Raw genomic sequence first — 15,028 nt, 5'->3', positions numbered from 1 at the left:
AAAAAACAATATGGTAAATTTTTATTTTAGTTTGTAATCCTCGTATATAGATCGTCAAATTTTGAACTATTTAACAGATAAGAAGAAATCAATGTTAAAACAAAAATAAATGATTTTTCAACCATCTCCTCATCGATTTCAACCCTGTTACGTCCATGAGCAATTACGTTCCTATCTAAATTGTATTTGTCAAAAAAAGTGATAACAGAGGTATAAATTTGATGTATTCCTAAATTTGGAAATTTTAAACAAAATAACTCATTAAGTTTATCTTTCAACCTTCCTTCCTCATCACCTTTTCCAAGTTCGAAATTTACAAAGCTCTCAAAAGCAGAATATAAAAGAAAATAAGAAAGTTTGTATTTTCTTTCTTTTAGTAGCAAATAGCTTTCTGCTAACAATGAATTGTAAAAAGGCTTATCATCAATTTCAATAGGACAAGCACTAATGTCTAAAATTGAATAAATACCCCAGTCAAGCGGATCAATTTCGTAACTGCTGCCAGTAAAGCTTCCATCATAGTAAACCCTGCCTTTTAAATTGTCAATTGCTTTTATACGTACATTATGTATAGTGAAATTATCAGTTTCGATTCCAAAGCCATACACAAAAAGTGCATCACTATCCTTTTTCAAAACATCGAGTAAGAAATCGCATTCTGAACCAATATTGAAAGGAATATTATAATTGTTACTCAGATCATTGAAATTATCAAAATGAAAAATATGATTTTGAGAAACACTAATATCAAAAACAGAATTAAATTTATTCTTAAACTTCCATGAATTGTAAAAATAATAATCGGCATCTTGCTCCCTCTTATACTCTGATATTTCGTAATCAGGCTGGTGATCAATTTTGATTATAATTTTTTCAGATATTAAAATTCCTTGACGAATTAAAATCTGATTAATGAGATCATCCTTTCCTGAAAACTGGTCATAGTTCATTTTATATTCTTTTTCTCTAAAATAAAATTTTAAGTTTTACCTGCAACAATAAATCAATTAAAATTCTCCTATTTTATTATTTAAATACTAATGAAAAAACAAAAGCCTGAATTTTTATTCAGGCTTCAAAATATATTCTTAAGAATTATTTTTTCGGAGCAGATGGCTTGCTTCCACCACCAGAAGACTTAGGAGGATTATTGTCTCTGTTTCCGCCAGATGGATTTCCAGTTTTACTCGGCCAATTTTTGTTTGAGTTACTCATTTTTAATAATTTATTTAATAGCGCCTACTACCTTTTATGTCGTTGTTCGGCAAGTTTTGACATTTTAAAATATTCGAAATATATGCCAGAGTTTACCTGAAATCTCATAAAGTTAAAATATGTTAAAAAAAAAGTTAACCATTTAAAAATCTAATATAAATTTTATAATATTTCAGTTTTGTAAATAAAGTGAAGCATTAAAGCTAATGACATTACAAGACGTGATACATTGATGAAATTTCAATTACCTCTTTCGAGATATAGAATGAAAATCTTCTTGTTCATTCTGCAATTTCCATTCACTTTTACTCCTTACTCTGTCATCGTTGTTAGATTCAAAATTGGCAACACTATTATAATCCTTTAAAAATAATCTCGAATTTTCTTCAGACCTTTCTTTTAAATTATCAATATTTTGATTGAACTTCAAACTTTTCTCCTTCTCTATTTTATATTGTATAATTAAGTCGGCTTTGATTTCAGGAAGTTCTTCCAATTTTTTATCAAGTTCAGCAATCTTTGCTTCAGTGGTTTTGGTTTGATATTCAATTTGAGTAACATCTATTCCTTTCTGAGCTAAATTTTCAATTACTTCTTGAACTTGAGCTTTATGCAGGTCGATAGTTTTTCGATAAGATGGCAATTCTTTTTTCCAATAGTCAGCATTTGCATCGCCATTTTTCGAATAACCTTCAATTCTATTATATGAATGCTCAGCTTTGGTAACTAACTCTTGAACTTTCAAAACATCTTCGTATTTTCTCAGTACAAAAGCACTATCGGCCAAATGTTTATTTTTTTCACTTTCAATCCTTTTTTTCATTAATTCGATTTCAATGTTGGCTCGGGTTTCGGGATTGGTGATAATGGACGTTTTTAGTTCCTGCGTGCTAATATCAGATATGTCCAAAACATCGGCTCCTTTTTTCATCGCCTCCAAATATCTTGCTTGCTTCGATTGTAGCTTCTGAAGCATAAAAACATCAATACTGTCATTGGTCAGCATAAAATTAATTCTCACATTTTCGTTTTTATTTCCTTGCCTCCACGCCCGTCCTTCCACCTGTCGCAAAGAAGTGAAATTGTAGGGTAATGTTAGCATATATACATCCGTTGTATTCTCCTGAAGGTTCATTCCTTCCTGAATGGCTTCACTACCAATAACTACTTTTATTTTTCCTTCATTAAAATCATTTTGAACAGCAATTCTTTGATTTTTACTGGTAGCTCCGGTAATAATTCCGATTTCTTCGGGTTTGTAACCAATTTCTGAAATGAGATATTCTTTTAATTTCGGAAATTGAGCTACCGCCAATTCAGAATAAATGATTTGTCCGGATTCTGGAAGATCTTTTTTATTCTGATAAATTAAATCCATCGTCTGTTTTAGCTTCGGAGAATTTTCTATAAATTCTCTTACAGAGGGCTCTTCATCATCATAATAGGGTGATAGGTATGCCGAAATTGCAATTAGTCGGGCATTAAGAATATGCTTTAGAATTGCTCCTTTTTCTGTTTCACTGAAATTTTCATTGAGTAAGTCATATTGTTCTCTTGTCAGATCATTCTGCTCAATTTTATACTCTTTGTTGATTTTGTTGGGACGAATCAATTCAGGATTGTCTTCTTCTCCTTTTATATCAATGAATTCCGAAAGTAATTGCTGAAACAGCGAATTGTTTTTAAATCTCCGGACATTGGCTTTAAACTTCACATCTCCTTTTGCGTCAATTTCCATATCATTATCCGCTTCCATAAAGGTCTCGAAGAATGTATTAACGTTGAAATATCCCGATTCTTCTAATCTTTTATTTGCTATCAAAGAAAGAATAGAATAATATTCCAAGGGCTTGTTTGTAAAAGGTGTTGCGGAAAGTAGAGTTACATTTCTGCCATCATTTTTGTCTTGAATGTATTGAGCTGACATCCAGGTATTGATTCCCAATTTGGAAGTTTGTTGGTTTTGACTTCTAAAATCGGAAGCAAATCTTCGGTCTTCTATTTTTACTTTTCCTACAATATGATTGGCGTTGTGAACTTCGTCGTAAGTCAAATGGTCGAATCCAAAATCTTCCCAATCATAGATTTTACCACGTTTCATTTTTCCCTCGATCTCCTTTTCTTTCTGAAGTTCAATTTGGATATCCCTTTCCGTATTGGTAACGCCTTTCATTTCGCTTGCAGAGATGTAGCTGAATTTTGAAGAAAGTTCTTCCGTAATTTCTAATGAAAATCCAATATTATTAAAGCCCTCATAAGTAACAATGGTAATTTCTCCGTCTTTATTATCAAATTTTGAAAGGTCATAATCTTTCCCCAAATTCCCTAAAACATTAACTTTCGCATTGGGAATTGTTTCAAAAATCGTTTCCACCCATTGTTTCAAAATACTGTCATTCGGGACAACAATGATTGGTCTTTTCGCATTTCCTCTCTCCATTGCTTCGTGCATTGAAAGGATTCCTGATAATGTTTTACCAAAACCCACTTCGTGCGCTAAGAGGCCTACTCCTTTTGTAGTTTGTCTTCCGATTCCAGCTTTCTGAACTTCGGTCAAACGCAATTCCTGACCTTTAAAATGCAGATAGATTCTTGAAAACAATGGGAATTTAGAATAATCCGGAACGTGGATGTTATTGTAATTGCGGTTAAAATCTTTTACGAAACGAGTTCTAATATCATCGGAAAGTTCTTCCCGAACAAACTTGTAGAACAAGTCATTCGCTGCAGTTTTTCGTCTTTCACGGACTAAAGCATTTCTCTCTTTATCGCTTCCTGTAACCGTTTCATTATCTACAAAGCTTCGCACTTCCCAAGCTGAAGAACCCGCAAAGGCTTCACGTGACAAAGTGCCAACAAAATCTTTGAATCTTTCGGCAAGATTGTAATCTACGATAACTGATTCGGTACGTTTTGTAATATGATTGTATTGGTCTTTTTCTATTTGACCTAAACTAAATTTGTGTACGAACTCGTGGTTCGGACTGATATAAATTTCATCCAGTGATTTCGCTTTTGGTAGGACATTTTCTAATAATGCTTTTTGTTTTTCGTATTGGTTTTCTGTTCCTCCGAATGCATTTGTATCAGAAAAATCCCGCTCCAATTGTTCCAGTTTCGCATAAATATTTCCTTCAGTGTAATAAAAATCGTGAACCCAATTTCCATCAATGAAGTTGGCAAATTGATAATGATTTTCGCGATTATTTAATGTACCGTCATAATTGGTATCTCTGAACGCTTCGATTTGTTCCTTGCTAATATCAGAACTGTTTTGTACTGAAGTATTGACAATTTTATCTTGCTTGGAGAACTGATATTTTAAAATACCTTTCTTTAGTCCCGGTTTTATTTGAAGTTCATATTCCTTCCCGACTCTCGTATTGTGAATGGAAATTATTCTATCACTTTTTTCAATAAGATCCTTTAATTTATCCTCCGAAAACGATGTTGGCTTTGTGATTAGATCTTCGCGTAGTTTTTGATACTTGCTAATTTCATTCGTAATTGCGGGAGATTTAAACTTGATGCCATTGAGTTTGGAAAGTACCAATTCAATTTTTTCTTGAGTTTCTGCTACATTTACTTCACTTGTATTTTGGTATTCAATCCTCGTAGAATCTTGGATTTCCGCACTTCCTTTTTTGGGTACAGGAACTTTATTTTGAACTTTAGCTTCTTCCTCTAAAAACAAATCTTCAAACAGATCTCCTATACGCTGCGTTTCTTTCTTATTTTTAAATTGTTCTATCTTAAATAAAGCTTCATCTAAATTTCCGTGGATATAGTTTTCCAAACGCCCGAAACGATTGGTTTTCTCTCGGGTTTCTCCTAAGATTCTTGCTGGGTTATAATCGAAATAATTAGAAATATCTGTAGAGATATTTTGAGATTTTTTTCTTAGAATGATAATGTCGGTTCCTATTTGTGTTCCTGCAAAAGCTCCACTGGGCAACCGGAAACCTTCCAAAATATTGGCATTTTTCAAATTGCTTTGACGGTTCAACCAGGTCGACGGAAGTACCATCGCCAAAACGCCGTTTGGTTTTAAAGAATCCAAAGACCGCTTAACGAAATAATCTTCGTATTTGGGAATTTTGGGTTCTTCGCCCAAGCCTTTGTAAAGTCCACGATGTTCACCATAAGGCGGATTCCCAATGACCAAATCGTATTGCTGAGAAAAGTCTTTTTTATTTCCTTTCTCATCAATGAACTCAGTTTCAAACGAACGAAGATTGATGTCAGCTTCGGGATGTAGAAGTTTAGCAATTTTTGCTGTGGTTTCGTTGATTTCAAAACCTGTAATTTTAGAATTTACAGATAATTCGTGAGTAGCATAAATGAAATTTCCTATTCCTATACTAGGTTCTAAAACGGAAATTTCATTTTGTGTTTTGAAATGGTCTTTTATTAAATTGCGAACCGTATCCACAATTTTATCCTGCGTGTAATATTCATCTAAAATTCCCCGTCCTTCTTTTGCCGTTCCTCCGCTTCGGAATTGGCTGCAAATTTCTTTTAAATCATTAGTAATGTGTAGGTTTTCCTTCAGATTAATTTTGTGATCACTGGAAACAAAACAAGCTGCAGAAACTACTTCCGCAACTTGTTCATTGGTCAGTTTTTGACCTTTATATTTTTCGACAAGGGTTTCTAACTCATCATTTTGAGTAATATTTTCACTTACCTCGGAAAGTCCTCCGTTGGGTCTTCTTCTATCGGATACACGTCTCCCGGATACGATTCCGCCCAGGGAATGTTCTCTTCCCTCATTTTCTTGAGCATTTTGCGGTTGTGTTCCACCATTGGATCCTCTTCCTCGGTCTCGCTTTCCCAAATCGCTCCGTTCTGTGACTGCAAGTCCATTTCCAGCATTTTTGCTGCCCACTGCTTGTCCTCTTCCGTAACTTCCGTTTTGCTCGGATTGGATCTTAGGGCTAAGTTCTCCAGAGTTGTGTTCAGGTGTTCCGTTTCCAACTTGCTGAGAATCGGACGTTCTTCCGGATTCAATTGCATTGCTTTCATTTTCAGAAATTTTTGGTTCAACTAAATTAGTATTTTTATCTTGACGATTGAGTTTATTGTCCAAATATTCGCTTAAGTCTTGATTCCTGTTTTCAGAGATTTCATACAATGGACGAACGTCTTTGATATTTTTGCCATTAAATTCTGTGAGAATTTTCCTGGTTATTGCATTTCCCGTTCTGTCCCCGGTAAGACAAAGAAACATTTTACCATCATAATTCTGATATCTATTGAGGAACTTTTTGCTATTTGAACCGGAATTAAGCGTAATCAATGTTCTATTATTGACTTGCTTATTCAATTGAAGAAGCTCCAAGAATGAAAGCGTATCCTTACTGTTTGTGAAAACAATAAGTTCCTTTTTATTTCCTTCAACTACAGAAATGTCATTATTTATCTCATTAAAAAACTCTTCATCTTTCACTTTTTTCTGTTTTTTATGAAGTGATTAAATTCAAAAATTTCTTTGGCTTCACTGTCCCAGTTTTTTCTTGATATTAATTGAAGCGTCACGAATATGTCCGTCTTTTTATTATAAGAATCAATCCTTTCGAGCCTTCCGTGGTAGTCCTTTTCCGCGTGTTTGTAAATGGAATATGGTAAAATAGTATCTGTTGGATAAATGTAAAACCGGGTGTACATCCAAGGTGAATTGATTTCAAATCGTTTGTATTTTTTCTTAAACAAAATAGTATCACTCAGATTTTTTCTGTTTCTGTAATTGGGGATTTTTTCCTGAGAAAACAATGTTCCTCCTTTTTTCTTTTCAACCGGAAGCGACTTTTGTTTCTTTATGATGTCTGACAGAATAATTTTGCCGGGATTTTCATTTTCAATGGTATAGCACAATGAATCTTTAATGAAATAAATCTGTTGGGTTATTTCGGGAGAATCAGCATCCGGAATCCTTTCTATAATAGAATCTCCCGAATAATTAAGGCTTGACAAATGAAAACTTTGGATGTTGTTCAGATTTTTGGAAACATGAAAATAGACATTGGAGACAACATCGATTCCTCCTTTTTCGGATTTGATTTCTTTGCGGCAGGAAGTGCTTACAAAAAGAAAAAATAGACCGGGTAGTATTAAAATTTTTTTCATAAAAATAGAGTTTAAAAAAGCGGCAGCCTAATTAATTTGACTTACCGCTGGGAAATAAATGATTGGTTGTACGTGTTATCTATCGTTTAATACTTTGTTCCTTAACGTTATTTTTTTCGTGCTTGTTGTCTTGTTCCAAACCTTCTAAAGGCTTGTTGGTATTGATTCTGTTCATATCCTGATCGTAAAGGCTTAGATTTTTATATTGAGGATTCAGAACTGCTTTACCTTCTATCACTTTATCATCCAATTCAAATTTTACCTTGACAATATTTCCTTTTTCCAACGATTTTATGGTACTTTCCTTCCATTCATGCTTATCGAATATCAGCTTGGATTTTTCTACGATCTGAGCCGTATCAACACCATAATTTTTGTAAAAATTCTGGAAATTATAATTTCCTTTTTCAGTTTTGGGTTCGCTAAAATTCAGTTTAGCAAATGCAGGTTCTATTTTTTCTGTTTTCGGATTGTGAAATTCTATTTTTACTGTACGCCCTTCTAAAAGATTGACTGCTTCTTTGGCAGTAAATGTATTTACCCTGTTAACCGGGAAATTATGAGATAAAATGTCTCCATTTTCTTTCGTGAGTTTAGCATTATAAAAATTCATAAAGACACTCCCATTTTCTATCTTATTAAATTTTAATGTGAATTCCATTTCATTTCCGGGCATCGTTTTGTCGGAAGTTGTTTTAATTTCAAACTCCTTCTCGGGAGCATTAATTCCATTTTCTAAATCTTTGTGCAGTTGTTCGCCTTCTCCGAAACCTAGATATTTTAATTGGAGTTTCGGGTACTGAGCTGGATCATATTCGTTTTGTGTTTCCATAATATTGGGGGTTTGATTGTTAATAATTAATTTAAGTTCATTTATTTCTCTGTCAATGAAAGCCATGCTATTCAAATCATCATTCTCTTGCTGTGCTTTAAACTCTTCTTCCTTTAAGTGTAATAAATGCTCTAATGCTTCACTGGGCAGCTTTATCAATTCATCTCTATTATAACCCTCAATTGTATTTTCTATATGAGGATTATTGATAATAAAAGCAGGTATTTTTTCAGAAATCAGTTTCTTAAGCTCATTAAAAAGAATTGCATTTTGTTCTTTACTAATATGGTTTTGTGTGAATTTTTCTTGTTCAGCACGAGATGAGGTAAATTTGATTTTAGAAGATTTATAATCAAAAATTTTCATAAAATCCTTTTCTTTCTTTGTGAAAATTCTTTCACCATCTTGGAAAAAATTTTCAGGTGAAGAGTTTTTCATTTCGAATACAAAATCCTTATAAGCCTTCGTTCTCGGAACTATATTCTTATCAAACCAGGTAAGATTATCTTCCATTTTACTTACCTTCTAAACTTTCTTGATTTCTCCACTTCTTTGTCATGTTCCTGCTCATCGTCTCTTCTTTGATTGGCATACTGATAAACATCGGGGTCATTCACATTCAGTTGTACGTTTGATTTTTCCTGTTTTTGAGAGTGATTTTGCTTTTCATAGATTCCAGCAACTGTATTGAATTCTTTGGACACAATATTCAAATCATTCGTAATTTCTTTTGCCATTTCTGGGAACTGAACAATTTTATCTTGCAGAAAAGATTTAAGTTTTAGAAGTTCTGCTATGTAACGGTTGAGTTCTTCTGTATTCTTTTGATCCGCAATAATTGCGGTCAATTCTCTTGCATTTTTAATGAAATCAAATTCAATTACTTTTTCGGTTTCTTTGTCAAAAATGAAGGCTTTTTTTTCGAAACTCAGTTCATTTGCAGATTTAGAAACATTCTTAACATCAGTATATTGAATGTTATTTTTACTGTTTTCGAGGATGTCAGAAATACTTTTATCTCTTTCCAAAAAGATGACCTTCAGTTTGGTGTTATTATCAGTTAGTTGAAAAGTCGCCCTGTTCTTGTCGTGGTCTGCAACGATGGTATATCCTTGCAGAAATTTCTGAACATCATCCGCATTCAGTTTTTTAGAGAATGACAATTCTTCATTGATAATTCCGTATTTTTTCAGTTCGTCCGTTGGTAATGTATTACTGTTCATAATGGTTTGCTATTAAATTGTTTACTTGTATAAGGTCATTTAAAAAATGAGAAGGATTGATGTTTTGTCCGAATTCTTTTACCGAAAAATGCAGATGTGGTCCAGTGGAGTTTCCGGTATTCCCACTTTTTCCGATGATAAATCCGGCTTTTACAATTTCTCCAGCTCGATAATATATTTCTGAGAGATGTAGGTAAGAGGTTTCGAAACGGTCAAAATGTTTTACTTTTATAAAATTTCCACCGCCTTTAGAATCCCAGCCTGTTGCAGTAACAATTCCGTCCAAAACGGAATACACATTTTCGAATCTGGCTTTTAAGTCAATCCCATTATGCATTTTTTTTGTTCCGAAAATAGGATGTGTTCTTGTGCCATAAGAAGAGGTGACTGTAATTTTATTATTTAGAGGCATTACGACTTTTGAAAAATATGCCGCCGGTTCATCAACAAATTCATACGTTGTGGAAGATTTCTGTCTTTTTGATGTCTGTTTTGTTTCTTCTACTCTATTGTGTGCTTGCAGCAGCAAAGAATCTTTGAGTTTTTCAAACTCATTTCTCTGTACTGCTTTTACACTTTTATAATTTTTAATCATCATTTTCAAAGAATCGATTTGACTTATTAAATCTGATTTTGTGGTCATATTTAAAAACTCTTTCCAAGATTTTTTATTCCTTTTTTGGTTGAGCGGTTCTTCGATATTAGATTTTTCAGAAGCTTTTTGATTTTCAGATTTTTTTGGCACTGCTATTCTAAGTGTATTAAACTGTGCAAATGATAGGTAACTGAACAATAACAGCATCAAAGTAAATGTGTATTTTGATTGTATTTTTTTCATTTTATGCAGCGTTGATATTTTCATTCACAATGAGTTCCACTTCTTTGTTGATCTTTCTAAAGTTGGTCATCAGCACTTCTTCTTTGCGGTTAGCCCCTTTTTTATCTACAAAAGAGTAATAAGTGGGCATTTTAACATAGTTTTTTTCTTCTTCCTGAATCGCTTTCATATCTAAATTAATTTTACCGCTAACGGCAGAAGTTTTATATTCCTCAGCATCGTTTTCTTCTCCCTGCGCTATCATTCCAACCATTTCTCCGGTTTTCAAGGCTGCTATTTTACCTGCCGGAATCATATTGTCCATCTTTTCATTGATACTGGTGGTCGTTCCTTGCTGTGACATTGATTGTGAGTATGATTTTTGTTTTATTTTTCCGAATAATTTTTCCAACCAATCCAATGTATTTTTGTCTCTGGCAGATCCGGAAAGAATATTTCCGACAATGGCAGAAATCGTATCAGCAACTTCTTTTTTATAGAACTGTCTGAGCTGCGGAATTTCCTGAAGTCCAAGCATTACAGCAACTCTGTTGCTTCTTGCAGTGGCTACGATGTTGTCAATTTTATGAATATAAATCGTCGGAAATTCGTCCGCGATAATTCCTCCCGGTAAATTATGTTTGGAATTGATCAATCTTAAAGTCCTGTTTAATACAGAAGAATACAATGCAGAATTAATATCCTGTGTTCCCGGGTCTGATGCCAGAATAATAATGGAAGGATTATCTCTGTCGGTTATCTTCAATTCTACTTCATCTCCGGAAAACACCCAGAAACTTTCTTTAGTAGCCAATCGGGAAAGAAAAATTTTCAAGGTTCCGATTTGTCCTTCCAATTGGTCAAATGCTTTATTGTCATAAGCCGTCTTGAAAGGTGACAGCAATGAAAAAATTTCTTCATTTGTAAAAAGAGTATCGAAAATCTCTTTGTAACTCCTGTTCATAAAGGAAAGAATGTGTGGCAGATCAGAATATTTTCCGTTTTCGAATGTTGCAAAAAAATAAATGCAGGACGAAAGGAAATTGATCGCAGATTGGGTAAAGAAAGCTTCAGAACCACCTCCGGAACTGGAACCACCTTTTTGCAAAGATGAAACCATCGATTCTGCCATTTCCTGGGCTTCTGCTAAAGTTTGAATGTACTTTTTATGAAATGGATTTACTCTTTTTGATTTTTCAACTTCATTCAGGTTGATAACGAGAAAATCATAATCGTAGTCAGATTCTTTACTTTTTTTCAACAAATAATGATAGTATGCAATCTGCGCTAAGTCGGGGAATTTAAAATCGTAAATGCAGAGACAAAAACCTTTGGCGATCATTTGTCTTATAGCAGGATTGATGACTCCGAACGATTTTCCACTGCCCGGTGTTCCGATGATAATTGTTCCCCTAAAAGGATTAATGTTCATCCAACCTTTATTGCTCTTGTTTTTGTAGCGGAACAAATATGGTATGTTGATTGTGACATCTGATGTTACTAATTCCTGATTTTGATCGAAGGATTCCTCTTCAACATTCCATCGGTCTTTTCCCATTTTTTGCTGCATCAGTTTTGAAATACTGTCTGCTCCCATTTGAAGAATAACTGCTCCTAAAAAAGAAAGAACCGCATAAATGACCTGATAGAGATTGAAGCCGGGAAATACTTTTGAAAGCTTTGCATTTCCTGCCTCATTTTGCCAAACCAATGAAGAGAAAATCAGCAGCAATCCCAATATCATAGGAGCAATAATCTCTTTACTAATATTAAGGTCTTTCTTTTTCTTGGCTTTTGTTCCGACAGCCACTAATCCTACTAGAATTAATGTTGCAAATTTGGCATTGATAGGTGGGTAAATAAAGCTCAGCTTTGAAAAATTTTTCAACAAGTTGGATATTACCGGAACATCAGCATTAAAGTAGAAAAGCGAAGCACAATCGAGTGCAACGACTGCATAAACTGCTTTTTGTAAAAAGCCATAGATCTTGATTTGATGTTGTTGTTCTTGCATTATGAATAATTTTCGAAATATTGATTTAGTAATTTGTGTTCTTCTAATAAGTTACTGTGCAGCTTTTGTTGCTGTTCCTGCAATTTTTGCTGCTGTTCCTGTATTTCAATAAGATTTGAATTCAACAGATTCAATTGATTAATTAGTTCATTTGCTCTTTTTTCGACACTTTCGATAATGTACAGGCGACCTGCCTCTTCAGATATTTTCTCATACCAATCTTTAAGATTTAATAGCCTTTCATAGTCATTGATGAGCACTTTTCGCTTTTTATCGAAAATGATTATCATAACAGACTGGTAAGTAAATATTATTAGAATGAGTGCGAAGCACAGTATAATTGAAGAATTTTCCATTGTATTAATAATTAGAAGGTATCAGCTTTAAGAATTTCAGAATAGTTCACCTTCATTTCAATGGCGCGTCCAGAGAGTTGCTCTTCAATGAGACGAATCATCATTACTTTGCTATTTGGATAAGTGAATTTTTTGAAAACATAGATGTTCCTGAAATTTTTTTTGAAGTGTTTTTGAGGATTGAGTTCTAAAATGGGAGTCAGATCTACACTTTGGTTATTGGTTGCTTTGTGGATTTTCTTGTCTTCTAATGAGAATTTCAATTCCTCAATATCATAGCTCAGATTAGAATTGTTTTTGATGGTCATATCTAAAAAGATATAATCACTGATCACATAGACATTATTGAGCTGAAAGCTGAGTTTTAGATTTTTCTCTTCCCTTATTGGATTTTTCTCAGATTTTTTTTGAATAATATCCATCGCAAATTTCCGCAATTCAAGATTTGAGAAAACCATTTTATCAAACTCTATGGGCTGCATCGCTTCGGGTTGAATGTGGATGTTTGTAATAGTGTTTAGATTATCTTGGTTTCTGTACACTACTTTGTATTGTGCTATGAAAGATTGAGCAACAACGGTTATCACTCCGATTTTATCTCCATTACAAAGAAGCGATGGTATTTTGACTTTTCCTTTTTCGTCAGAATCAGGATTGTCTGTGATTTTTATTCTGGCAATATTAGTAGCTGGTAAATCTCCAGTCAGTTTTTCTGTTGACAGATCTACATATTGAATTGGTTCCGGTGAAATAATATGCAGGTTGATACCTTCAGTAATTTCAATCTCCGGTAAATCGGAAATAATCTGTTCTTTAGTTGCAGTTTGTGCAGTTAAAAAATTTGACACCAATAGTAAAAGGATATATAAAGTAAGTTTCATTGTTTTATTTTTTTTGTTGGTTTTGTGAATCTTTCAGTTGTTTTTCATCGATTAAAAAGACGTAAGAATTGTATTTCAATTTCGCTTTGTTCTCTTTGATCAGGTTAGCAATAGATTTGGATGTTGATGTAAAAAGGCTGGTTCCGATGCTTGAGAAGAATCCTTTTCCGCCCATATCCATCTGAGTTCCCTGTACGGAGTTACTTCCCATTTCCCGCATCATATCTCTGAAAACACTTTGCGGAACGTACAATCCTTTCATCCCGTCAACATCATAAATCGAAAGATTGACTGGATAGATTTCTCCTTTTGTGAATACAGATACAATATTGAGATTGACTCTCTGCATTGAAAATCCTGAGATTTGTCCGTATAATATCGAACCCTTTCCTATTTTTTTGTTTCCAACAAAGATGTCTTCCAACAATCGAAATCTGATCCGGCTTCCTAAAAATCCTTTGTTGTTTTCATCAATCACTGCTTTGATAAAGCTGTTTTCTTTCTCCTTATAGAAAGCATTGAAACCACTGTTGATTCCGGATTTGCTCACATTGAAAGTTGAATTAAGAAAATCTTCCATTTTCTCTTTATTGAACTTCAGTTTTTGTTCTGCTGCGAGTTTACTTTGGTACTCAGGATCACGGGATTTTTCTAAAGAATCCATTACCAGTATTTGTTCCTTGAGATATTTTACAGGGTCAGGTTGGGCGGTCTGAGGTTTTTCTTTTTGAAAATCAGCATATTTATTACCTTCATTTCCGTAGGATTTTTCATTCAGCATTTTGATGATTTCTGTAGATCTATTGTAATCTTTATCGTCCCTCTGCGGTTGATTTGGCTTGTAATAGGAGGATTGATTTCCTTTCGCCTCATATTGATTTTGTCTGCCATTGACTGCTTTTAATGAATCTATTTTCCTTTTTTGTGCTAAGGACAATTGATCATCATAGTTCAGTAAACTATCCTCTTCTTTGTCCAAACCACCAAGCATCGTTCTGTTGTCCTCTTTTTTGAAAAACGCATCGTAAGCATCATTTTTGGTCATAATGGAATCCTGCGTATCGCCCAGCGAAAGAGACAATTCTTTTGGCTTGTCTTTTTCGGACGTGTCTTCTTTGACAAACTGCGCTCCTACATATCCGAAAAGAAAAAGAAACGGTAAAGCCAGAAGTGGCAGAAAATATTTTTTTTCTTTAAAATTTATTTTTTTAATGTCCATTTTTTAATTTTTGGTATTGGTTAAACAGGTAATCAATTCGTAAGCTGTCTTCTTTTTTTAGAGCATTTTGGTCTCTTTTTACTTTTAAAACTTTCAGTTCGTTCACTATTTTTCCCATTTCCTTATCGTTGATTACCGTTAGGTTTTGAGTGGTCTTGCTTTTAGAATAGAGAACCGGAGGTCTTATTTTGAAAGCCGTTTCTGAAGGAAAAAATATGCCTTGGATGAGAGATCCTATAAATGAGACCGACAGTAGAATCATTGAATACGTGAAGAATTTCTTTGGATTTTGAACTGCCCACTGCAGCCATTTCTGGCCCTTTTCTTTTAATGTAGTTTCCATTT

Annotated in this window: 11 protein-coding genes; all 11 read right to left on the bottom strand. The window is 33.8% G+C overall.

The window, feature by feature from the left end; all coding sequences use genetic code 11:
• Positions 1–26: 26 nt before the first annotated feature.
• Entirely contained in the window at positions 27–950 is a 924-nt protein-coding gene (locus EG346_RS15570; protein ID WP_123879856.1) for a hypothetical protein, read from the bottom strand.
• A gap of 509 nt (positions 951–1,459) precedes the next feature.
• Complete coding sequence (locus EG346_RS15565) at positions 1,460–6,664, bottom strand: helicase-related protein (RefSeq protein WP_123879854.1); 5,205 nt, start codon at positions 6,662–6,664, stop codon at positions 1,460–1,462.
• Positions 6,661–7,341, bottom strand: a complete 681-nt coding sequence (locus tag EG346_RS15560) for a hypothetical protein (protein ID WP_123879852.1) — start codon at positions 7,339–7,341, stop codon at positions 6,661–6,663. Before EG346_RS15560 ends, EG346_RS15565 begins: the two co-directional genes overlap by 4 nt.
• A gap of 79 nt (positions 7,342–7,420) precedes the next feature.
• Positions 7,421–8,686 (bottom strand): hypothetical protein, encoded by a 1,266-nt coding sequence (locus EG346_RS15555; protein ID WP_123879850.1) that lies wholly within the window; start codon positions 8,684–8,686, stop codon positions 7,421–7,423.
• Between the two features lie 5 nt (positions 8,687–8,691).
• Positions 8,692–9,396 (bottom strand): hypothetical protein, encoded by a 705-nt coding sequence (locus tag EG346_RS15550; protein ID WP_123879848.1) that lies wholly within the window; start codon positions 9,394–9,396, stop codon positions 8,692–8,694.
• Positions 9,386–10,234, bottom strand: a complete 849-nt coding sequence (locus EG346_RS25425) for a M23 family metallopeptidase (RefSeq protein WP_317048595.1) — start codon at positions 10,232–10,234, stop codon at positions 9,386–9,388. Before EG346_RS25425 ends, EG346_RS15550 begins: the two co-directional genes overlap by 11 nt.
• A 1-nt stretch (position 10,235) precedes the next feature.
• Positions 10,236–12,227, bottom strand: coding sequence for a type IV secretion system DNA-binding domain-containing protein (locus EG346_RS15540; protein ID WP_123879843.1), 1,992 nt, complete (start codon positions 12,225–12,227; stop codon positions 10,236–10,238).
• Entirely contained in the window at positions 12,227–12,583 is a 357-nt protein-coding gene (locus EG346_RS15535; RefSeq protein WP_123879841.1) for a hypothetical protein, read from the bottom strand. The genes EG346_RS15540 and EG346_RS15535 overlap by 1 nt, the downstream gene beginning before the upstream one ends.
• Before the next feature lie 11 nt (positions 12,584–12,594).
• Positions 12,595–13,464, bottom strand: coding sequence for a DUF4138 domain-containing protein (locus EG346_RS15530; RefSeq protein ID WP_123879839.1), 870 nt, complete (start codon positions 13,462–13,464; stop codon positions 12,595–12,597).
• 4 nt (positions 13,465–13,468) lie between these two features.
• A complete protein-coding gene (traM, locus tag EG346_RS15525) occupies positions 13,469–14,677 on the bottom strand; it encodes a conjugative transposon protein TraM (protein ID WP_123882703.1) in 1,209 nt (402 codons plus the stop codon).
• The gene (locus tag EG346_RS15520; RefSeq protein WP_123879837.1) at positions 14,673–15,026 is read right to left on the bottom strand and encodes a hypothetical protein; all 354 of its coding nucleotides are present in this window, start codon (positions 15,024–15,026) and stop codon (positions 14,673–14,675) included. The genes traM and EG346_RS15520 overlap by 5 nt, the downstream gene beginning before the upstream one ends.
• Positions 15,027–15,028: the final 2 nt, after the last annotated feature.

The sequence above is a fragment of the Chryseobacterium carnipullorum genome (genome assembly GCF_003815695.1).
In the GTDB taxonomy this organism is placed as follows: domain Bacteria; phylum Bacteroidota; class Bacteroidia; order Flavobacteriales; family Weeksellaceae; genus Chryseobacterium; species Chryseobacterium carnipullorum.
This window is presented reverse-complemented; position numbering and strand designations above follow the sequence as displayed.